The organism is Paenibacillus sp. EB106-04-04-XG159 (assembly GCF_058791835.1).
Genome location: NZ_JBYTDY010000007.1, coordinates 69,904 through 92,020 on the forward strand (window position 1 = coordinate 69,904; position 22,117 = coordinate 92,020).

Here is a 22,117-nt window from a genome sequence, read left to right on the forward strand (position 1 = left end):
GGGGGAAGGATGTATGTCAACACCAACAGGCTTTATGGAATATGTGCGACAGATTCCCGCAGACCGTGATCCTTTAGAGCGTATCAAGGATTGGGAACAATTCCATAAACATATGAGTGACGAAGAATTGCGTATGCAAGGCGCTCGCTGTATGGACTGCGGTACACCATACTGTCATACAGGCATCGAGATGACGGGTGGAACTTCTGGATGTCCAATTAACAACTTAATACCTGAGTGGAATAGTCTCGTATATAGAGGACTGTGGCGAGAAGCGCTTGAGCGCTTGCATAAGACGAACAACTTTCCAGAGTTTACGGGAAGCGTCTGTCCAGCGCCGTGCGAAGGATCTTGTACGGTCGGACTCATTGACAAGTCCGTTGCGATCAAGACGATCGAGCTGGCTATCGTAGATCGCGGCTTCGATGAAGGATGGATTCAGCCTGAGCCGCCTAAACAGCGCACAGACAAGAAAGTCGCTGTCGTCGGCTCCGGACCAGCGGGACTCGCTGCTGCAGCGCAGCTGAACAAGGCTGGGCACTCGGTTACGGTATATGAGCGCGCGGATCGGATTGGCGGCTTATTGACTTACGGTATTCCGACGATGAAGCTCAGCAAGGATGTGGTACAGCGGCGTGTCGATATCCTTGCAGCAGAGGGCATCCGTTTCGTAACGAATACGGAGATCGGCAAGGATATCCCCGCGGAGCAGCTTCAACAGGACTATGACGCGGTTGTATTATGCGGCGGAGCTACGAAGCCGCGGGAATTCAATATCGAAGGACGCGAGCTTCAAGGCATTCAGTATGCGATGGACTACTTGAACGGTACGATTAAGAGCTATCTGGATTCGAAGCTTGCGGACGGGAATTACATCAATGCCCACGATCTAGATGTCATCGTGATCGGCGGCGGAGATACGGGCACAGACTGCGTGGCAACCGCGCTTCGTCACGGCTGCCGCAGCATTACACAGTTCGGCACGCATGCGAAGGCGCCGCTCGAGCGAGATTCGATCGCGAATCCGTGGCCGCAATTTCCGAATGTGTATACGCTCGACTATGCGCAGGAGGAAGCTAAGGCGCTGTATGGACATGATCCGCGTGAATTCTCCATCATGACGACGAAGTTTGTCGGAGATGAGAACGGGCGCGTGAAGGAGCTGCACACGGTGCAGATTCAGCGTACAGTGACCGAGGACGGTCGCAAGGTCTATGAACCGATTCCGGGAACAGAACGCGTATTCCCAGCTCAGCTCGTGTTGATCGCGATCGGTTTCGACGGACCGGAGCGCATGATTATCGATCAGCTCCAGCTGGAGACGGATCGCCGCTCGAATGTGAAGGCCGCATACGGCGCATATCGCACCAACGCTCCGAATGTATTCGCAGCGGGCGATATGCGCCGTGGTCAGAGCTTGGTCGTATGGGCCATCAATGAAGGACGCGAGGCTGCTCGTGAAGTGGACCGTTTCCTGATGGGTACCACCTTGCTGCCATAATCCTATACTGCATGAAGAGGATGTTTCATGAGGGTACACACAAGTGATTCAACCTCGTGACATGCGCTAAAGAACCTTCAACACCACTTTATGTGGAGTTGGAGGTTCTTTTTATCTGAATACTTCGCATGGAACCTTCGCACTCGCAGTCGTTGACTCTGCGATATAAACGAAATAAGCAGAATAACATTCACTACGAAGCCAATAATGGTTTCTGTGCCGGTTACACACAAAATATGCCTTTTATGTTCACAATGATTCAGATCATAGTATTATTAACATATAAGACAAGATGAAGTTTTGTGGCGACTATGTTATGAAGAGGAAGGGTTATGTCTGTGAGCTCTTATATGACTTTACGATTGATAAAAATGCTGTGCGGTAAAGCAGGATATGAAGAAGGACAAGCCTATCACCGAGCTAATCGAGTACATTTTTACGATTTTGACCCTGATTATCCTATTTTCGATGCAGTTGTAAAAGCTGGTAGCGAAGATGTTCAGGTGCACGTTAAGATAGACCGCAACGGTGATGTGAACGCAAATTGTTCATGTTGTTCCTTTGCTTCTTCATTCAAGTACTGCGAGCATGTCGCTGCGGTGCTATTAAATATTGCGGAGATGCAGCAGGATGGTAAAGTGCCAATCATTTCAGAGGATAATGATACGGATGATAGCCGCGATAAGGTAGAGCGTAATCGTGGAGATCGTACTGATTTCAGCGATCATTCGGTTGTATCCTTACGAGATATGCGAATTTCGAACAGCGTGATGGAGTTGTTTAGCCATAAACTGCAGCGCTCAGGCAGCGGCTCCATTTTCGATACAAGAGAATGCCTAGAAGTCGAATTCACGATTAAACCGTTTGCTTACGGAGACGAGAAGTTCATGTTTGGTGTGGAAATGAAGCTGGGACCCAAGCGACTGTACATCCTACAGAGGATCCGAGATTTCCTTGATCGAATCGATCGCGGCGTTGCGTACGAATTCTCTAAATATTTTACATATGAACCAGAGCGCCACCGCTTTCACCCTGAGCAAGCAGCTGTGATGCAGCATCTAGCGCAGATTTATCGTCATGAGAAGATGTACCATGCGACGTCTAAAATGAATTACGCATCATCCATCAGCTTAAGCGGTGATCGGATGCTGTTAATTCCGCCATTTTCGTGGGAAACATTGTTTCCGCTGCTAGAGAAGTCACCGATGGTAAAGCTTCAGCATAACGGAGTGACTTATGATGGACTTCAAGTCTCGGATGAACTGATTCCGCTGAACTTTGTGTTTGAACAAGCTGGTGTTGAGGGCTATCAGATGGATATAGAGGGTTTAGAGCAAGTTACCGTGATGGAGGATTACGGCGTTGTTATTAGTGAGGGGAAGCTCATTAAGCTGCCAGTGAACCATTGCAATCGTCTGTCTGAAATGAAACAGCTGCTCGATGCTTCCTTTAAGCCTCAGATACAGATTGCGCCAGAACAGATGGAGCCGTTTATGGAACAGGTTATTCCGGGGCTGATGAAGCTAGGCAGTGTGCGTATCGCTAAAACGGTATCCGATCGATTGATGCAAGTGCCGCTTAAGGCGAAGCTGTATCTGGATCGAGTTAGAGGGCGTTTGCTAGCAGGCTTGGAATTTCATTATGGCGAGATCGTCATTAATCCATTGGAGGCCAATGGGTACAGGCGAGGTACGGAACATATTCTTGTTCGTGAAGGGGAGAAGGAACATCGTATTCTGGAGCTTATGGATCAATGCTCCTTCGCAAAGACGGAATACGGTTATTTTCTGGATGATGAAGATTCTGAATATGAATTCCTGTATCACATCGTTCCTCAGTTGGAACCGCTGGCAGAGATACACGCCACTACTGCCGTTAAGCTTCGACTTTTCAAGGGGAATGCTGCACCTGTTATTCGCGTTAATGTTGACGAACGAACCGATTGGTTGGAATTTAAGTTCGAGATCGATGGCATCCCAGAATCGGATATTCGCAAGCTCCTTCAGACGCTTGATGAGAAGCGCAAGTATTATCGTCTTCCTGACGGTGCGTTAATGCCTCTTGATAGTCAGGAGTTTCAAGAGATCGTACGCTTCATGAATGATACAGGGATTCGACTTCGGGACTGGAAGGGGACAGTGGCTCAACTCCCGGTTGCTCGTGGTCTGCATCTGTTGGACTCTCAGCCGTTAGGCAGCTCAGTCAAGCTAGGCAAATCATTCCGTAAGCTTCTCGAAAATATGAGGAACCCCGATAATTTGGATTTCGCAGTACCCGATCGTTTGGACGGCGTGCTCCGGGACTATCAGATATACGGCTACCAGTGGATGAAGACGTTAGCTCATTATCGATTTGGCGGCATTCTTGCTGACGATATGGGCCTGGGCAAGACGCTGCAAAGTATCGCATTTATCGTTTCTGAACTGGAAGTGATCAGAGAGCAGAAGCAGCCTGCGCTCATCGTTTCACCATCCTCACTAGTTTACAATTGGTGCAGTGAGATTCAGAGGTTTGCTCCTGAGCTTCGCGTGACGATCGTTGACGGCAATCGGACGGATCGAAGCTCGTTTCTGCAGGATGTATCGGAAGTGGATGTACTGATAACATCCTATCCGTTGCTGCGCAGGGACATTGCGCTGTATGAAGAGCAGACGTTTCATTCGCTGATTCTGGATGAAGCGCAGGTATTTAAAAATTACTACACGTTGACAGCGCATGTTGTGAAGGAGATAAGAGCGAAGTATCGCTTTGCTCTCACTGGAACCCCTGTAGAGAATCGACTGGAAGAGTTGTGGTCCATATTCGATGTGGTGTTCCCGGAGTTGTTCCCAGTTAGAAGGGAGTTCAATGACTTGCCGAGAGAAATGGTTGCCAAGCGCATACGTCCGTTTCTTCTGCGGCGGTTAAAGTCAGATGTTCTAAAGGAGCTTCCTGAGAAAATAGAGTCTGTGCAGGCCTCTGAACTGCTGCCTGAGCAGAAGAAGCTGTACATGGCTTACTTAGCACAGCTGCAACAGGAGACTTTGAAGCATCTTAGCGAGGATGGCTATCAGAAGTATCGGATTAAGATATTGTCCGGGTTAACGCGCTTGCGTCAGCTGTGCTGCCACCCAGCCTTATTCGTTGAGGGCTATGAGGGAAGCTCGGCCAAATTCGAACAGCTCTTGGAGATTATAGAGGAGTGCCGCAATTCAGGAAGGAGAATTCTATTGTTCTCCCAATTCACGTCGATGTTGGACATTATCGGGCGCAATCTGGCTTATCAAGGGGTTCCGTATTTTTATCTGGATGGGCAGACGCCTTCTGCTGAACGCGTTCAGCTCTGCAACCGATTTAATGACGGGGAAAGGGACCTGTTTCTTATCTCGCTAAAAGCCGGCGGAACAGGGCTGAATCTTACCGGAGCAGATACTGTTATTTTGTATGACCTATGGTGGAATCCCGCGGTGGAGCAGCAGGCAGCGGACCGCGCTTACCGGATCGGACAGAAGAAGGTCGTGCAGGTGATACGTCTCGTCACACAGGGGACTGTTGAGGAGAAGATGCATGAGCTTCAACATAAAAAGATGAAGTTGATCGAGGAAGTGGTTCAACCGGGTCATGAGGAGCTATCCACCCTTACTGAGCAGGATATACGTGAAATATTGATGCTAGGATGAGAGGTCTCTACCGTTCAATTGTTAGCGCTTAGGCACATAATGAGGCTGAGATGTCCTAAACCGACGTCTCAGCCTTAAAACTACTTAGTGTGCGAGTTGCTGATTTGGCGGATCACTGTAAAAAAACGATTTCAGTCGAGGGGAATTAGGAATTTATCAAGTCCACTTATTGAGCTGGTGCGTAGAATAATGCAAACTTTGTATGATTGAGCAACCTAGTGACACAGTGAATTATTAGACATGGGTAGATTAGGAGTGAACATTTAACGTGGTTAATTATATCTGATCAACCATTTTGAGTTTTTATTTGAACAGCATATTTAATGGAGTTAAATAAAATTCGATATCAAGCGAAGTATCTTGGAAGTTCCCTTAACAGCAGTGTTTTTGACCTGAATCATAATCTAGGAATGATATTTAATGTAGTTAATATAAATAATTGTCACTAGTTCACATTCCTCGCCCATTTACATATAATCCACGCTTCCTCGGTTCACAACACTTCAAGAATAATACTCAATAAAGTACAAATCCTGCGTTATGAAAGCACAAGTGTAAATGATTGAATCCAAATGTACGGTGTTGATTGTGTATGCTTGTTCACAAACGCTTGATGGGATCTAACTAACGCCATTCAATTATGCTGTGATGTACAACAAACTTCATTGTACATATATATTTCATTGAAATCGCAAAACAGTTGTATTGCGACTGATTACCCCTATCGTTTTAGAACATAATTTCACAAGTAAAAGTGTACATCTTTAAGTTAGGATTTATGGTTTTTCCCCGTTACAGCGGGCGAAACTCGCAAGTTAGGTGAGATAACGGGGGGAAACCGTGTTACAGAATCGAGGCCGTGCAGAGATGGGGTGGCTCGCGCGAGATAACAGGTTTTTACCCCGTTACAGCGGGCGGAACTCTCAGGTCAGGTGAGATAACGGGGAAAAACCGTCTTACAGGGTCGAGGCCGTGCACGGATGTGAGGGCTCGCGTGAGATAACAGGTTATTACCCGGTTACAGTGGTCGGAACTCGCAGGTCAGCTGAGATAACGGGGAATAACCGTGTTACAGAGTTGAGGTACAGCAGGGATGGGGAGGCCAGAGCGAGATAACTGGTTCTTTCCCCGTTACAATTTGCATGAAAAGGGAGGCAAACGATGGAATTTAATGTGGAAGAAGCAACGATCCGGCTGCGGTTAGCGTACGCTTTTGAACAACAATATCTTGCTCGTATTCCTCCCAAACTTAGTTGAATGACGAGAATTGATCGCTAAATCGATAGATTGTTGATTAACAAATTTTGAGTTGCTATGCTAGTATCGTCTATTCTTATCAGAAGAAGTTGCATTTTACGAAATAGAGGAGAGATATCAGTGAATAGTTCACCCAGCAAGCAATTTGCAAAAACCGACAACCCCATCGAGATGGACTTGCCGGTAGAGATTCCTTCATCGACTCCAACCGTCGTGCAAATTATGGTACAGCAAGCGTTCGGACACGCGCAACCGCCGGTATCGAATGAAGTGCTCCTCCCTTCGGGGACGTGGGGAAAAGTAATCCTTACGATTACGGGCACGCAAGCCGGGCGCCAGTTTGACCGGTTGATGCAAGTGTGGGCGGACAATACGCACATTTTTGTCGGTTGTACGCCGGAGCCGTCCAAGGAAGGGATCCAGTGGAAGATTCAAAAGGATATTACGACATATTTGCCCGTCCTCATAGACGAAGTATCGTTTACCGTTAATCTGGAAAATTATCTCGACGAATTGCATACCGGCATTCCGCTGATGTCCGTTTCTTTGGAATTTTATCCTGCAGATTCGATTGAACCTGCACAGCGGAATCCGTTGGATCGAGGCGTTCCAGACAACATTGTCCCTATTGCACTCAGCCATCAGACTCATACCGTCAATAAAGAGGGGATCATGGAAATCGAGCTGGAGCTGCCGGACGATATGAAAGAACTGTACCTGGATTTGTACGCTATTGCCCAAAACGACGATGAGTTCTGGTGGTCGCACTCGGCTGCTTTTCGCGAAATCGAAATCTACATCGATCAAATTCCTGCCGGTTCCGTATGGCCTGAAATCGTATTGTATACAGGGGGCATTAATCCGCTGCTATGGAGGCCGGTGACCGCCATCCGGACGATGAACATGCCGCCGTATCGCGTGAACCTGACGCCGTTCGCAGGTTTGTTAGGCGGCAAACATATGTTAACGATCAAGGTTGTTAACGGAGTTAATTATTGGCTCATGAGCGGCTCGATGTTCCTGTACCGAACGAATGGGTCACCTACAACGGGGAAAATAACCAAGAACACGCTTGCTTATACGGGAGTGTCGTTCCAAGGAGATGCCCCGATGCTTGGCTCGGAAGAAAATAAATTTACCAATGAAGAAGCCGGAAACAGCTACCAAATCGAGGGTGTTGTTGAAACGTCCGAAGGTTCGTACGTGTCCTCGGTTTCGTCCAGTTTTCGCATGAGTAACGATCAAACGAAATGTGAAACGGGCCATTGGCAGCTCGGGCACAACGCTCAGGTGGTTATCACCGAAGAAAAGTTAACCGGCCCTGGGGGAAAAACAACGAAGCTCCATCGGGAGATTACATATACCGCGGATAGCGCGATGTCGTATTTGCGTGCCGAGGAACCAACGGCGATGAGCATTTCCTCCAACTTCAGCCAGACGATCACGGAACTTCATAGGTTGGAAGATTCGGACTTGAACGAGCCGTACCGGAGTCATTTATATATGAATACGCAAGGGTATGCGGTACTTCAGAGATCGCCTTCGCAGAGCGATGTTACCGATGGGTCGACGACATGCCATATCGATTTCAAAGATTCGAACAACAAAAACTACCAGCGCACGATCATGACGCATGGCGGCTTCGAAACGTACAGAGGCGAGAGCGACAACATGTTCTTGACTCGTTATGTTTAGAATCTACTGTGGGCTAACGGACTGAGATGCCGATCTTTTTTTTAACTGGAGAATATGTGGTTAATATTCGCTGGTTGGGCTTCCATTGTGGAAATAACAGGAAAATGTACATTTATTAAAGAGTCTACCGACCCGATTTGAGGGGAATTGGTGAAATTAACCACATGAAATCTAGTTGTTATCACATACCAATAACCTGACCTAGTAGGAGACACCCAGTTTAGGCCCATCAAGCGGGAATCCAATCGAAGAAGCGGCAGCTTTGATGCGAGAAGGGGTTTTTCAAAAATTAACTTGCAATGTTCATGAACTCCAAAGAGTCAAACTTAGCTTATAAAAAGGACCTCATTCCCACTTATCAGGGAATATGAGGTCCTTCCTTTTTTTTTGGCGGGTCCACACTCCGTGGGAACGCTCTTTAAATGCTACGTTCAACCTAAAGCAGAAAATCCTCGCAAAGCTCTAATTGCCGAGTGGCGAAGGGCAGATCGCCGTGTCCGTCCAGAGCAAGAGCCAGGTTGCCAAGCGTAGACATGATCGTTCGAGCGGACAAAGCAAACGCAAAAGCACGCCGATCGGTTATGATTCTCGGATGATGCAGCATGTATTGCAGGACAGGATGCTGTAGCCCGTGAAATAAGGCTAAATTTCCGACGTAAGAAGCCAGATCCCAGTACGCGGGCATAAGGGAAACGTCCTCAAAGTCGATCCAGCGACAGCCGGTAGCGGTGGGCAGCAGGTTGCGGGTATAGGTATCGCCGTGAGCGGGCGTTAATTGTTCCGGTGTCATCCGCTGCATGTGGTGGTCTATCTCGTCGAACGCATGTATCAGTTTGGCGATTCTGGAGTCGGAGGAGTGAGCGGCTAGCCGCTGTGCTGCTGTCCGAACACCTTGCCATACGTCAAGAACGGGCAGCGGTACCGCGAAGCAGTCCAGTGCTGCAGAGAGGTGGTGCACCATTTCTACCGCATGCTCAGGGGCAAGCTGTCGCGCAGGATCGAGCTTGCGCCGCTGCTCATTTTGTATATGTTCACGCAGCGGTGGTTTACCGAAAGCATCGAGCGGACCGGGCTCGTAGAGTGATGGATAGGCTGCTGGTAACATCGGCCTAAGGAGGAGGGGGTATGCTCATGCATGCTCCCTTTTATATGTGCTGATTATATAGAAACTCTACCTTGTTGACTTGAACTCATTTAATAGAAAATAAGTTGGATGTCGGGTTCAAGTGTTGCATCCCGGATTAAAGAGTGGTACAACAATACGCAATAAACTAAACATCATGATTAGTAAAAGGGGAATGTCAGTGGAAAATCTATTAATAGAACCCTATACGCCCGAAAGGGATAAAGCTGCGATCAGAGCCATGTTGTGTGGACATGAACAGTTTGACGAAATGTTTCAAAAGTGCGAAAAAATGTTCTGTGACGGCATTTTTGTTGCTCGTTTCAACGGCGTAACCGTAGGTTTTCTCTCATTCGATGGTCTTAAGAGAAAAGCTGAGACAACGATATTTGTCATGAAGGAATACAGAAGAATGGGTATTGGTACCGCACTTATTGCAAAGGTGGATCAATTGCTTTCCCAAAGCGAAGCAGTAGAACGTTCGATGGGTGCGTGTGTAGAGGGCGACCGTTCTTCTCTGCAATTTTTATATAAAAACGGTTATTATATCAGTTATTCGTCTTACATTATGGAACGTGAAGGCGGACCTCTTCCTGAAAGCAATATTGCGGACAGGCAATATGAAGATGATGATTATGTTGTATGTCATAATATTTGGGAAGTATCATTTTACAAAATGCATGAGCACGTCGGTATTCTGCCATCATATTATTTTCCTCCTAATGAGAGGGAGCGGAAACGTTTCGCGGAAGACAGAAATAACAGATTCGTGATGCTTGTCGACGGTGAAATCGTGGCGGTCGGAATAATTGACGGCAGTGAGCTGAGTCATGTCTCTGTTCGACATGATCTTCAATCGCGTGGTTACGGCAGAGCTTTTGTTTCATTTCTTGTCAATGAAATCATCCGTCGCGGTGAAAAAATCGTGAAGCTGGGGGTTGTCAAAGGCAATCCTGCGAAAAAATTGTATGAGCGTCTTGGTTTCAAAGAGAAGTCTTTAACCCATTGGCTAACAAAATATTATAAACCGGACACCCGATTGAGCAGACCGCCAAGCGATATATCCTAAAATAACTCGCTGAGCTGAGGGTTCCAATGTTCAATGAAACAGCGGCAGTCTAAGACTTTTATGTTCAAGTCCTAGACCGCCGCTTATTGATGTTCATCCAGTCCAATACTTAAACCGACCTTTTTATTGCTTCTGGATCTTCGCAGGGTTGTTGATTTTGTAGGCCACGGGATGTTTGGTCAGCTTTTTCGCCACGATTTTGCCTTCGAAGACGATCGTGTCGCCGATCGCGAGCTCCAGCTTCTTGAGCGTCGCGCTGTGGCTGGACCAAGCTAAGCCAACCTCGATCGCTGGATCTAGGGTGGCGACCGCTTCGTAGATAACGACTTCGTCGTCCGTGTCGGAAAAGTTGTTCGGTACCGTCGTGAACTCTTGCACCTTAGCGGTCATTTTGACTTTTTCCTCGGGCAGCTCGAGCTTCTTCGCTTTTTCTTTGGTCGCTTTTGTCTTGGCCGGTTTTTCGGCCTTAGGCTCGTCCGCCACGCTCTCTTCTGCTGCAGGAGATTGCGATTTAGCTGCATCGGCATTGACTGCTTCAGCTTGCGGTGCTTCTACGCCAGCCTTCTCCGTAGTATCCGTCTCCGTAGCGTCTTCCGTTTTGGCCGGTTCGGATTTGTCAGATTCAACCGCAGCGGTCCGCTGCCCGTAATTCGCCGCTTGCATCTCCTTCAAGTATGAAGGATGGATGCAGTGCCGCTTCATGTTGTCGAACTCGATGACGGCCGTCATTTTGTCGACATAACCCACGATATTGCACGCGATGTTTACGCCGCTTCCTTTGTAGAAATAGGTTTTTGTTTTAGTCGCTTTTTCGGACAACAAACCCCATTCCTTGCATTTGTCGAGCTGCTCCGTCTCGTTCTCGAAGGCGATATATGTGTTTGGTTCAATGATGAATGCGTAATTCATAGCTTCTCCACCTTTTACTTTAGCTTGTTTTCAACAGATTTAGAGTTTCGACGCGCTTGTCTTCGGTTCCATACGAGTATTTTATCATTATTTCTCTTGTTTTGCGGTTTCTTTCAGATTTCGATTCAAGATATTTGTGCGGTGGAACAAATTGGCGGTGTTCTGCGACTTGTACGGTGTGGTGATTCAGATGACGTGCGGAAGACGAGCAAGCAGGTAAAGCTCTCTTGAGGACTTCTGCGATCAATGGAAAACTATCAATCCTAAAGTTGTTAAATCCTTACGTGAGAACCCATATATGTTCACGTTCTACAGCTTCCCAAAGTCAATCTCGAGAAATATCTACTCAACGAATCTTATTGAGTCTTTTTACAAGCAGATTAAGAAATATACCAAGCGTAAAGAACAATTCCCACACGAAGAAGCCCTAGAAAAATTCCTAGTGGCACAGTTTGAGGACTATAACCAGCGCTTCGCTACACGTTGTCACATTGGGTTTGATCTAGCACGTGCTAAACTGCAGGCTATGTTCACAACCAAGGACTAAACAAATGCATCTACTAGAAAAGGAAATCTCCATTTACACAAAATTCTTGACGCTACCCAGTGATATAATAGACAAGGGTAGATTGAAAATGTGCATTTAACGTAGTTAATTATAAATATTCAACAATTTTCAGTTTCAATTTAAATTGCATATTTATGGAGTTAAATATAATTCGATATCAAGCGAAGAATCGTGGAATTTCCTTTAACAGCAGTGTTTTTGACCTGAATCAGAATCTAGGAATGATATTTAATGTATTTTAAATAAATAATTGTAACTAGTCCATATTCCTCGCCCATTTACATTTAATCCACTCTTCCTCGGTTCACAACAGTCCAAGAATAACACTCAATAAAGTACAAATCCTGCGATATGAAAGCACAAGTGTAAATGATTGAATCCAAATGTACAGTTTTGATTGTACATGCTTGTACACAAACGCTGGAATTATCAATGAGAATTATGTTTCTGGGGGATCTAACTAACGCCATTCACTTACGCTGTGATGTACAACAAACTTCATTGTACATACATGTTCCATAGAAATCGCATTACAGTTGTATTTCGATTGATTATCCCAATCGTATTAAAACATACTTACTCAAGCAAAAGTGTACATTATTAAGTTACATTTATAGTTTTTCCCCGTCACAGCGGGCGAAACTCGCAGGCCAGGTGAAATAACGGGGGAAAACCGTATTACAGAGTCGAGGCACTGCATGGACGGGGGGGCTCGCGCGAGATAACAGGTTTTTATCCGTTACAGCGGGCGAAGCTTGCAGGTTAGGTGAGATAACGGGGAAAAACCGAGTTACAGTGACGAGGCGCTGCACGGATGGGGAGGTTCGCGCGAGATAACAGGTTTATTTCCCATTACAGCGGGCAGAACTCGCAGGTCAAGTGAGATAACAGGGAAAAACCGTGTTACAGGGTCGAGACCGTGCACGGATATGGAGACCAGAGCGAGATAAATAGGAAGTCTGATGGGATTCAGCAAGTAATGTTTTCATATAAGTAACATATAAAATATTATGTAAACTAAGATCTTAAGTTTTTAATATGAACTTAATATTTTACTTTGAATGGTAGCGTCAAGAATTTTGTGTAAATGGAGATTCCCTTGTCTTGTAGGTGCAGCTGTTTTAGTCCTTGGTTGTGAACATAGCCTGCAGTTCAGCACGTGCTAGATCAAAGCCAATGTGGCAACGTGTAGCGAAGCGCTGGTTATAGTCCTCAAACTGAGCCACTAGGAATTTTTCTAGGGCTTCTTCGTGAGGGAATTGTTCTTTACGCTTGGTGTATTTCTTAATCTGCTTGTTGAAAGATTCAATAAGATTCGTTGAGTAGATGCTTCTCCAGATTGACTTTGGGAAGCTGTAGAACGTGAAGATATATGGGTTCTCACGTAAGGATTTAACGACTTTAGGATAGATAGTTTTCCACTTATCGCAGAAGTCCTCAAGAGCAGCCTTACCTGCTTGCTCGTCTTCCGCACGGTACACAGATTTAAAGTCGTTACAGATTTCAGATCGATCGGATACACGCACTTTATGAGCGATGCTACGCGCGACATGGACACAGCAAGACTGGTATTTTGCTTGCGGATAGACTTGCTCAATAGCTGATACGATGCCCTTCAAACCATCGGAGATGAAGAGCAGAATTTCTTCAGTGCCGCGAGCTCTAACATCCTGTAGCAGTTCATTCCATACGTAAGCAGACTCTGTAGGAGCAATGGTGTATGCCAACACTTCTTTGGATCCATCCTCACGAATACCAACAGCAAGATAGACTGCTTCCTTGGAGACAGTTTCACGTTTCACGGCAATATATGTGGCATCGATGTACACACAAACATAGCGCTTAGCCAGCGCACGTTTAGCGAAGGCGTCGACGTGTTCCACCATCGTTTTTGTCATGTTGGACACGGTTTGCGGAGTGTAGTGATGACCATACATTTTCTCGATAAGATCAGCGATTTCCGTCATCGTAACGCCCTTCTGAAACATATGAATGACGAAGGATTCTAGCGTGTCGTTGGATCGTTTGTAAGGTGCAACGGTTTGCTGCTTAAACTCTCCGTATTCGGTGTGTAACGTGCGTGTGTAGCCACCGTTTCTAGAGTTTCCAGAGTTCACTCCGATACGGTCATACTTTTCGTAATCTAAGAAGGCAGTTAATTCTGTTTCAAGCAGACGATTCATAGCCGATTCTAGGTGCTCGCGGAATACTTCGGTCACATCCTGTTTCGTGACTAGAGCTTGGACCAAATCTGTAGTAAAATGATTCATGGGGAAGACCTCTTTCTGTGAATTGTGTTGTGGTGACTTAATTCTACAAGAAAGGGTCTTCCTTTGTTATGTTAACTATTTACACAAAATATTTTACGCTCTCCTTTGAATTCATCGGATTGATCATTAATATATAACGAGATTTGTCCGAATCTGTTAAACTAATATACGGACTCTAGAGAGGGGGGCATAGATGGACAGCCAAAACGGAGGGAAAATTCTCGTTCTCGCAGAGAAGCCGGATATGGGACGGACAATTGCGCAGGTGCTCGAGCCGAGAGCGAGAAAGCACCGTACACATATGGAAGGTGATCGATATATTATAACATGGGCGATCGGCCATCTACTTACGCTGGCGGAGCCAGACAGCTATGATCCTAAGTATAAACGATGGAATTTTCGTGATTTGCCCATAATGCCGGACTCGTTCAGGATCGTCGCATCCCGTAATACGAAAGAACAGTTGAAAGTGATCGGTGAACTAGCAAAAGGCTGCCATTCGATTATTAACGCATGCGATGCCGGGCGCGAAGGCCAATATATATTTGCGTTGATTGAGCAGTATTGGAAATGGAACAAGCCAGTAAAGCGACTTTGGATCTCTGACTTGACACCGGAGACGATTCGCCGCGGCTTTGATGAGCTTCAGGATGGCAGCGCCTATACGAATCTAACATTAGCGGCTAGGGCTAGAAGCGAGGCGGACTGGTTGATCGGGATGAACGCTTCGAGAGCATTCACAACTCGCCACAACACGCTGCTCTCTGTTGGACGAGTGCAGACTCCCGTGCTTGCACTTATATATGATCGCCAGCAGGAAATTGATAAATTTGAGTCAGATACTTATTATGATCTTTCAGCGCAATTTCAGCAGGGCGAAGTGACCTATAAAGGTGTCCGAGTTGGCGACCGCATCCGTGATGAAGAGGAAGCAGAGCGGCTGAAGCAATCGCTGGTCGGCAAGCCAGGCACAATCGCTGATTATCAGGTCAAGGAAGGCAAGGAATATCCATATCGCCTATATGACCTAACGCTGCTGCAGCGTGAAGCGAACGGACGCTACGGCTTCTCCGCGAAGAAGACGCTTGATATCGCTCAAGCGCTGTATGAGAAGCATAAGGTGATTACGTATCCGCGTACGAATTCAAACTACGTCACAGAGCAGAACATTGGATCCATGCACGAAGCGCTGCGTATGCTGCGCAGCATCGAGCAATATCGTGAATGGGTAGACAAGGCAGAGCCGAATCGAGTGCATAAGGGCAACAAAGCGGTCTGCCAACCGACGAAGGTTGAAGACCACCATGCCATTCTGCCGACGAAGAAGCGACCGGGAACACTAGCTCCAGATGAGCAGAAGATCTATGATATGGTAGTGCGCAGAATGCTGGCGCACTTCTATCCGCCTGCCGTCTACACGCTATACACGATCATGACCCAGGTAGAAACGGAAACCTTCAAGACAAGCATCAAGCATTGGACGGATCGCGGTTGGAAGGTGCTGTACGATCAAGACGAGCAGAGCAAAGGCTCCGGCAAGAAGAAAAAGAAATCTGGATCCGATGAAGATAACGATAAGAGCCAGCAGGATGATACCGAGGAATGGACGGGAACAGAGGCGTTTCAGATTGCTCAGGACAAGCCTGTCACGGTTAAAGAGCTGTCCGTGGATAAGAAGTCTACCCAGCCGCCGAAAGCCTACACGGAAGGCACTTTGCTAAAAGCGATGGAAAGCGCAGGTAAGCATCTTGAAAATGAAGAGCTGCGCGATGCCATGAAGGATTCGGGACTAGGAACTCCAGCCACGCGTGCGGCAACGATCGAACGCCTGAAAAATGTCGGATACGTCTCGATGACAGGCAAACGTATCATGCTTACACTTAAAGGCAAGACTGCGGTCGAGCTGATTCGCCATGCGGGTGTTCAATTGCTGACATCACCTGAGATGACGGGGCAGTGGGAACGCAGGCTGACTCAGATTGCTCGCGGCGATGCTTCAAACGAGACGTTTATGGAAGCGGTTCGTAAGTTTACGCGTCATGTGATCGAGTGCGTGGACAAGCAGCGACCGCTGTCAGGCCAGCTTATTCAGCAGATGCAGGAGGAAGCGCCGAAGAAGCGCGGATCGGGTTCAGCACAAGATAAGAAATCGAGCAGTTCTTCCCAACAGACATCGAAAAGTGATTCAGCGTCAGTGAAATCAAAGAGCACGAAAGCATCATCTCCAGCTAATGCTGCACCGCGAACATTGACCTCCTTGGGCGCGTGCCCAAGACCAGGCTGCGGTGGGACAATCATCGAAGGAAATAAGGGCTTCGGATGTTCTCACTTTAAACAGGGATGCAAGTTTGTCATTTGGAAGCAGCAGAAGGCGTCAGGCAAGAAAATATCTGAAACGATGCTTCATGATTTGCTGGAGAAGGGGAGTACACAACTGCTGACCTTCAGCAGCGATGATCGAAAATATAAAGGACGATTCGTGATATCCAATCCTTCAACTGGGGATCTGCGTATCGATGAGGCGACCTAAATGATCAGCTCAGACACAATAAAAGCTTGGCGCTAATGCCAAGCTTTTTTCATTCTTGCGTGTGCTATTTATTCAACACGAATCATGTTGCAGCAGGAGCGGAATTGCCGCCTTGCCATTGCTTAATAATCTGCGGAACCTCAGTCAGCTTCTGAATCGTGAAGAACGCACCTTTAGGCTGAGCCGTCATCTCGACCATATTATATGCCCATTCATTAGGCTGCTTCAAATAAATCGCGTTAAGCCCGTTGGTCAGAGCAGGAACAACATCAGTCCGCAATGAATTGCCAACCATCCATGTATGCAATCGATCAGTACGCAGCTGCTCCAATATGCTGTGCAGTGCTTCGGTGGTCTTATGCTGCCGAATAAATATGCGATCGCCGAAGTAGTCGGATAAGCTCATTTGCTCAATCTTACGCTGTTGAATAACGGTTTCTCCACCTGTATATAAGAATAGCTCATGACCTTGATCACGAAGCTCGTCCAACGTTTCGATCATTCCAGGATACGGTTCAACTTCAGTCTTATAAACACTCATGCCGAGCTTCCATAGCATGTCCCACTCTTCCTGCGATTGTTCGCGGCCCGTCAGCCCAGAGAAATAAGCATACGTTTTCTGCAGGGATTGTGGAAAGTGCTCACTGGCAAAGCCTTGAGCCTTAACACCTTGAATATCGTTCTCTGCTTGAATCGCTCGTATTTCCTTCGAGGTCAAGCGGTAGGATTTAAACCAAGTTGTCATTAAATCCAGGAATTGATCAATCGCCGCATAAAAATACTTATTACAGTAAACAAGTGTATCGTCCAAGTCGAAGAACAGCGTCTGTTTCGACGGTAATTGTGTCATTGGCTGCGGAGTTCTGTGCACCGCAAGTCACCTCCATCTTTCCATGACAGCAGCGGGCGATAACACCATTATGTATTGCTTCTAACTGTCATTGTTAACATAATCCTCTAAAAACATAGATAAATCAGATAATCCTTCATGCCGAAGAGAGATGCTCTCCACATTGCCGCTCCAATTCGTTCTAAGATATCCAGCTGAACGTAAGATGACAAGGTGGTGCTTGAGCTGGCTGCGGCCAAGCTGGACATGCTCTAACAGTTCAGCAAACGTAGCAGGCTGATGCGCGATGAATCTGAGTATGCGCAGCCGCATATCGTCTGATAGCGCTGTAACCATTCGTTTTAAGGCAAGCGGCGGTACTTCCTCGTTCGTTTCGAGCAGATCAACTGCATATAGCAGCAGTGATCTCCCTTTAAACATACACGTGTTATTCAGGGGACGATAGTGCCACATAGGAGCGAGCACGACTTCATGAAGCGGATCACTTGATTCAAATACGACCCCATTCGTAGCTACCTCGATAATTTCCTTAGGATTCATTTTGCGCCACAGCTGCATCTTTTCATTCGCATCATGAATTAAAGATTGCTCCCATTCTGTTATGGAGGCTTCGAAATAGGATTCATACCACATTCGAAGGGCAGGTATATACTTGGTCATCATACGCTCAAGCTTAGAATGATTCGTATTGATGCCATAACGTTCGAGCATTTGATGCCAGTCCTCAACAGACATGAGTTCCAATTGGTCAAGAAAAGCAGGTACTGAATTGGGATCGTGACGCTCCAGCGTCGCGGCATACAGCATGTCATATTCATTTATGGAATAGTTGCGCAGCGTATGAGAAAGCAATCGCAGCTCTTCAGGAACTTGTGAATCTACACCTCTTGCCCAGTTAAGACCATTATCCACGCTTCTAATCCATTTCCGATGCGTATACAGCATAAAGCTTCCGATAAACTCGTATACCGGCGAATAGTCTATACGCACTTGAAGAGCCATGTGCAAGAGCCTCCTTGATTAAGGGATCTTAGGTCAATATTCCTTATTTATTATGAATTGTATCGTATACAATTGTCTACTATAATGTTAATTTGTTGACATCAATAGAGCAATTTCGCTAGATTTGTCGTCTAGCAGGATCAGCAGCATCAAAATGTGGAGGGGAAGAAATGTTAGCATCACGTCGACCTGCGATATCCTCTACGTGGCAATTCATTATCTTAATTACAGTTGTCATGTTTACAGGCTTAAGTCAAGGGCTGTTGTTGCCGCTCTTGACGATCTTCTTGGAACGTATGGGCGTTCCTTCGGATGTAAATGGTTTGAATGCAACAGCGCTTTATATTGGAACCTTCGGAATGATGTTCTTTGTAGAGCGAATATTAATGAAGATTGGATTTAAACGCATGCTTCTCAGCGGCATGCTGACGGTAACGATCGCGTTAGTTATGTTTCCGCTGTTTCCGAGCATGTGGGTATGGTTCGTGCTCCGTATCTTTGTTGGAATAGGTGATAGCGCGCTGCACTATGCGACTCAGCTATGGGCAGTTACCGTTAGCCCCGCAGATCGTCGGGGGCGCAATATTTCCTTGTATGGTATGGCGTACGGTGTGGGCTTCAGCTTCGGACCATTGGGCATCAATCTGTTGAAGTTTAGCGATGCTGCGCCATTTATCGCCCTCGTGATCATGTTTGTCATTGTAATGGCGGTTGTGTGGTACTTTCTTCCGAATCTGAAAGCTGATGAAATACTTAATGTATCAGAACGCCCGGCGAAACGATATCGCCGTTCGTATCAGTGGGCTTGGTTTGCGCTGCTTCCTTCACTCTTATATGGGTATATGGAAGCATCCATGAACAGCAACTTCCCGGTATACGCGCTGCGCATCGGGTTGGATGAACAATGGATCGGCACGCTGCTGCCATTCTTCGGGATCGGAGGTCTTATCCTTCAATTGCCGCTTGGCATGCTTAGCGACCGGGTTAATCGCAAGCTAGTGCTGATCTGCTGCGGTTTGCTTGGCGGTCTTGGGTTCTTTATGATTCCGCTGGCAGGTGACAATACATGGCTTCTACTCCTCTTATTCATGCTCGTAGGAGGACTAGTAGGTTCCTTTTTCTCGCTCGGACTGGCTTATGCCGCAGATATATTGCCGAAAGCGTATTTACCATCAGCGAACGTAATTGCCTCGATACACTTTAGTATCGGCAGCTTGATAGGCCCGAATCTTGGGGGATTGGGCATTCAGTATCTTTCAAATAGCAGCATGTTTCTATTCTTAGGTGCCTGGTATATTTTGTTCTCCATGGTAGGTTTCCGATTCAAGGGAAAACTAGTGGAACATGACGCCATGAACTGATAGACTTAAACAAGGATGGTTGATAAGGAAATATGTAGATTGGCATGTCTGAGAGGAGATACATGAATGTTAAGAATTCAAAAGCTAAGCAAGCAGTATCCAACTTCTGAAAAGATTCTACGTAATATAGATGTGGACGTGTTTAATGGAGACTTTATTGCTGTGGTTGGCGCAAGCGGCAGCGGAAAATCGACTTTGTTGAAGTGCCTAGCGCTGCAGGAATCGTGGACAGAAGGAAAGTATGTCATCGACGGCGTGAATATATTTGACAAAGGGTTTATGGGTAAACGTAAAGTGAAACGCGAGATTGCCTACCTCGAACAGAATCCAGTGCTGAATCCAAACCGCAAAGCGCAGAAAAATGTGCTGATCGGACGCGCTGCACAGACTCCGCTCTGGCGTATGGCGACAGGTATGGTTCGCAATGACGATTATATGGGCGCTATGGATACGATCGAACAGCTTGGATTGTTGGATAAGGCCCATATGAAGACAGCTAATCTAAGCGGCGGAGAACGTCAGCGCATCGCAATCGCGCGATCCTTAGTACATGGAGCTAAGGTTATTCTTGCGGACGAGCCAGTGCTTGGCCTTGACCCGAAGTCAGCTGAAAGCGTGTTGGAAACATTTAGAGAGCTGTGCGCGAAGGAGCGCTGTACGGTTATTGCCGTGCTGCATCAAGTAGAACTGGCAGAGAAATATGCTACACGTATATGGGGAGTTGCGAATGGGCAGCTAGAGATTGATATACGTGGGCGGAAACTGCTGCATGGCGAGAAGATCAAGCTATCCTTGTAGCTAATGATGAATAATTAACGCATTTTCTCTCATTTTGTAATGGGTTTGTCAACTATGACGGCCCCATTTTTTTTATGATAGACAGAGTAAACAGTGAGAGATGTTAAGTTCACATGTTTCGTATGCCTTTATCTGCTATTATTTGCATAAATGGAAGAAATAGTCCGACAATATAGGTATACAAGCATATCAAGAAAGAGGGATGAGTTTGAGAAATACGCGCAACATTCGCGCATGCGGCCTCATTCTCGTGTTGTTCACGGTCCTGTTGAGCGGTTGCGAGTGGGTTCAGGATCCGAAGTCACTCTTAAGTGTACCGAAGCTTCCGGAAGAACAGGCTAATCTGGCAAGCATCGTATATTCACAATTGCCAGAAGGTGCAAACATCGTACAGCCAACGAATTCTTCTGATAGCAGCAAGATTCGAATAGCGGACCTGAACAATGACGGGCGCGCTGAGGCGATTGTATTCTACGAAACGCCTGATCGAAGTGTGAGATTGCATGGTATGGTTCTGGAAAGCGACGGCATCAATTGGTCAGTAGCAGCACAGTTTGACGGCGAGGGCGTGAAGCTCGATCGTGTGGATATCGTCGATGTGACTGGAGATAACACTCTAGACATTATTATTGGATACGGGAGTACAGATGAGAACGCCAATAAAGGCATGGCTATTTATACATTTACCAATCAAGAGCTGATTAAGATTTTCGAGCATCCCTATTCATTTTATGTCATTGATGATTTAAACAATGATCCCGCATATGAAATTTATATGGTCAATAACCGCAAATCGAAGCCTCCAGTCTTGAGTCAATTTGGTTATCGCGATAATAAGATCATGAGGACTGCTGAGAAGCAGCTCGATCCAAGAATTTCAGGGGTAAACAATATGTTATCCGGTCATCTGAACAAGGAGCGGCGAGGAATCATCTTAGATGCCTCAACAGTTCCGAACTACTCTGTAACGATGGCGTTCTCGATGACACCTGCCGGAGAATTCTATGAGCTCTTTCCAATGGATATGACGACAAAGAGTTGGGCGACGACAAGCGAGGATATCAATGATGACGGCATCATCGAGATTGCAATTCCGGAAAAGCCACAGGGTTGGGAGCATTATGAAGACTATGAAATTCCATACTTTACGAATTATTACCAGTGGGATGGCAAACAAGGCTTGAAGCTCGTGCAACGCCAATTCCGGGATCCGCTAGAACGATATCATTTTACGATACCTCCATCATGGTATGGCAGAGTATCGATTGATACGGAGTCGCGTATAGATGAATATTTGCGGTTCTATGATGTTCACACCAACGATACGCTGGCTGAAGTACGCGTGTTCAGTGTTGAGACATGGGAGAGATATAAGGATAAATGGACGTATCTGGCCGCATATGCAGATCAGGTTATTGGCATATACAGTAAAGAACCGTTAAATCTGAACGACGGCAATACGAAACTTCCTGATGTTGAACAGGAGAAATCCACTGACAAGAAGACGCCGGAAGCAACAAAGTAA

At 46.5% G+C, this 22,117-nt stretch carries 13 protein-coding genes and 1 pseudogene; 9 read left to right on the forward strand and 5 right to left on the reverse strand.

The genetic code is table 11. The features are described 5' to 3' along the window. Positions 1 to 13 precede the first annotated feature (13 nt). The 3 genes from AC3WTP_RS10525 (at position 14) to AC3WTP_RS10535 (ending at position 8,112) form a co-directional block, all read left to right on the forward strand. Positions 14 to 1,501, forward strand: coding sequence for a glutamate synthase subunit beta (locus AC3WTP_RS10525; protein ID WP_492394562.1), 1,488 nt, complete (start codon positions 14 to 16; stop codon positions 1,499 to 1,501). 332 nt (positions 1,502 to 1,833) lie between these two features. Continuing rightward, positions 1,834 to 5,160, forward strand: a complete 3,327-nt coding sequence (locus AC3WTP_RS10530; RefSeq protein ID WP_492394563.1) for a DEAD/DEAH box helicase — start codon at positions 1,834 to 1,836, stop codon at positions 5,158 to 5,160. Between the two features lie 1,377 nt (positions 5,161 to 6,537). Next, positions 6,538 to 8,112 carry a peptide-N4-asparagine amidase gene (locus AC3WTP_RS10535; protein ID WP_492394564.1) on the forward strand — a complete coding sequence of 525 codons (1,575 nt, stop codon included), beginning with the start codon at positions 6,538 to 6,540 and terminating at the stop codon, positions 8,110 to 8,112. Between the two features lie 436 nt (positions 8,113 to 8,548). Here the strand turns inward: AC3WTP_RS10535 and AC3WTP_RS10540 are convergent, their stop codons facing one another. Then, positions 8,549 to 9,217: a phosphotransferase family protein gene (locus AC3WTP_RS10540; RefSeq protein ID WP_492394565.1), complete on the reverse strand. Its 669-nt coding sequence runs from the start codon at positions 9,215 to 9,217 to the stop codon at positions 8,549 to 8,551. A gap of 199 nt (positions 9,218 to 9,416) precedes the next feature. Here AC3WTP_RS10540 and AC3WTP_RS10545 point away from each other — a divergent pair, with 199 nt between their 5' ends. After that, positions 9,417 to 10,304: a GNAT family N-acetyltransferase gene (locus AC3WTP_RS10545; protein WP_492394566.1), complete on the forward strand. Its 888-nt coding sequence runs from the start codon at positions 9,417 to 9,419 to the stop codon at positions 10,302 to 10,304. A 123-nt stretch (positions 10,305 to 10,427) separates the two neighbouring features. On the opposite strand, the gene AC3WTP_RS10550 is transcribed toward AC3WTP_RS10545, so the two are convergent. After that, complete coding sequence (locus AC3WTP_RS10550) at positions 10,428 to 11,213, reverse strand: hypothetical protein (RefSeq protein WP_492394567.1); 786 nt, start codon at positions 11,211 to 11,213, stop codon at positions 10,428 to 10,430. A 241-nt stretch (positions 11,214 to 11,454) separates the two neighbouring features. On the opposite strand from AC3WTP_RS10550, the pseudogene AC3WTP_RS10555 reads away from it, so the two are divergent. Beyond that, positions 11,455 to 11,760 (forward strand): annotated as a pseudogene (locus AC3WTP_RS10555) (transposase); the annotation flags it as partial. 1,142 nt (positions 11,761 to 12,902) lie between these two features. Here AC3WTP_RS10555 and AC3WTP_RS10560 read toward each other — a convergent pair. Further along, a complete protein-coding gene (locus AC3WTP_RS10560) occupies positions 12,903 to 14,051 on the reverse strand; it encodes an IS256 family transposase (protein ID WP_492394568.1) in 1,149 nt (382 codons plus the stop codon). Positions 14,052 to 14,244: 193 nt separating this feature from the next. Here AC3WTP_RS10560 and AC3WTP_RS10565 point away from each other — a divergent pair, with 193 nt between their 5' ends. Then, the gene (locus AC3WTP_RS10565; RefSeq protein WP_492394569.1) at positions 14,245 to 16,581 is read left to right on the forward strand and encodes a type IA DNA topoisomerase; all 2,337 of its coding nucleotides are present in this window, start codon (positions 14,245 to 14,247) and stop codon (positions 16,579 to 16,581) included. Positions 16,582 to 16,663: 82 nt separating this feature from the next. Here AC3WTP_RS10565 and AC3WTP_RS10570 read toward each other — a convergent pair whose 3' ends face one another. Both AC3WTP_RS10570 and AC3WTP_RS10575 read right to left on the reverse strand, forming a co-directional pair. Then, positions 16,664 to 17,431, reverse strand: coding sequence for an HAD family hydrolase (locus AC3WTP_RS10570; protein ID WP_492394713.1), 768 nt, complete (start codon positions 17,429 to 17,431; stop codon positions 16,664 to 16,666). Positions 17,432 to 17,512: 81 nt separating this feature from the next. Beyond that, a complete protein-coding gene (locus tag AC3WTP_RS10575) occupies positions 17,513 to 18,433 on the reverse strand; it encodes an ArsR/SmtB family transcription factor (RefSeq protein ID WP_492394570.1) in 921 nt (306 codons plus the stop codon). A 170-nt stretch (positions 18,434 to 18,603) separates the two neighbouring features. Here AC3WTP_RS10575 and AC3WTP_RS10580 point away from each other — a divergent pair, with 170 nt between their 5' ends. The 3 genes from AC3WTP_RS10580 (at position 18,604) to AC3WTP_RS10590 (ending at position 22,117) form a co-directional block, all read left to right on the forward strand. Next, positions 18,604 to 19,794: an MFS transporter gene (locus tag AC3WTP_RS10580; protein ID WP_492394571.1), complete on the forward strand. Its 1,191-nt coding sequence runs from the start codon at positions 18,604 to 18,606 to the stop codon at positions 19,792 to 19,794. Positions 19,795 to 19,860: 66 nt separating this feature from the next. Then, complete coding sequence (locus tag AC3WTP_RS10585; RefSeq protein WP_492394572.1) at positions 19,861 to 20,592, forward strand: phosphonate ABC transporter ATP-binding protein; 732 nt, start codon at positions 19,861 to 19,863, stop codon at positions 20,590 to 20,592. A 208-nt stretch (positions 20,593 to 20,800) separates the two neighbouring features. Further along, positions 20,801 to 22,117 carry a hypothetical protein gene (locus AC3WTP_RS10590; protein ID WP_492394573.1) on the forward strand — a complete coding sequence of 439 codons (1,317 nt, stop codon included), beginning with the start codon at positions 20,801 to 20,803 and terminating at the stop codon, positions 22,115 to 22,117.

Excerpts from the sequence above, each read along its gene's own strand:
- AC3WTP_RS10525 (WP_492394562.1), top strand. The coding sequence starts at position 14 with ATGTCAACACCAACAGGCTTTATGGAATATGTGCGACAGATTCCCGCA.
- AC3WTP_RS10530 (WP_492394563.1), top strand. The coding sequence starts at position 1,834 with ATGTCTGTGAGCTCTTATATGACTTTACGATTGATAAAAATGCTGTGC.
- AC3WTP_RS10540 (WP_492394565.1), bottom strand. The coding sequence starts at position 9,217 with ATGTTACCAGCAGCCTATCCATCACTCTACGAGCCCGGTCCGCTCGAT.
- AC3WTP_RS10550 (WP_492394567.1), bottom strand. The coding sequence starts at position 11,213 with ATGAATTACGCATTCATCATTGAACCAAACACATATATCGCCTTCGAG.
- AC3WTP_RS10560 (WP_492394568.1), bottom strand. The coding sequence starts at position 14,051 with ATGAATCATTTTACTACAGATTTGGTCCAAGCTCTAGTCACGAAACAG.
- AC3WTP_RS10565 (WP_492394569.1), top strand. The coding sequence starts at position 14,245 with ATGGACAGCCAAAACGGAGGGAAAATTCTCGTTCTCGCAGAGAAGCCG.
- AC3WTP_RS10570 (WP_492394713.1), bottom strand. The coding sequence starts at position 17,431 with ATGACACAATTACCGTCGAAACAGACGCTGTTCTTCGACTTGGACGAT.
- AC3WTP_RS10575 (WP_492394570.1), bottom strand. The coding sequence starts at position 18,433 with ATGGCTCTTCAAGTGCGTATAGACTATTCGCCGGTATACGAGTTTATC.
- AC3WTP_RS10580 (WP_492394571.1), top strand. The coding sequence starts at position 18,604 with ATGTTAGCATCACGTCGACCTGCGATATCCTCTACGTGGCAATTCATT.
- AC3WTP_RS10585 (WP_492394572.1), top strand. The coding sequence starts at position 19,861 with ATGTTAAGAATTCAAAAGCTAAGCAAGCAGTATCCAACTTCTGAAAAG.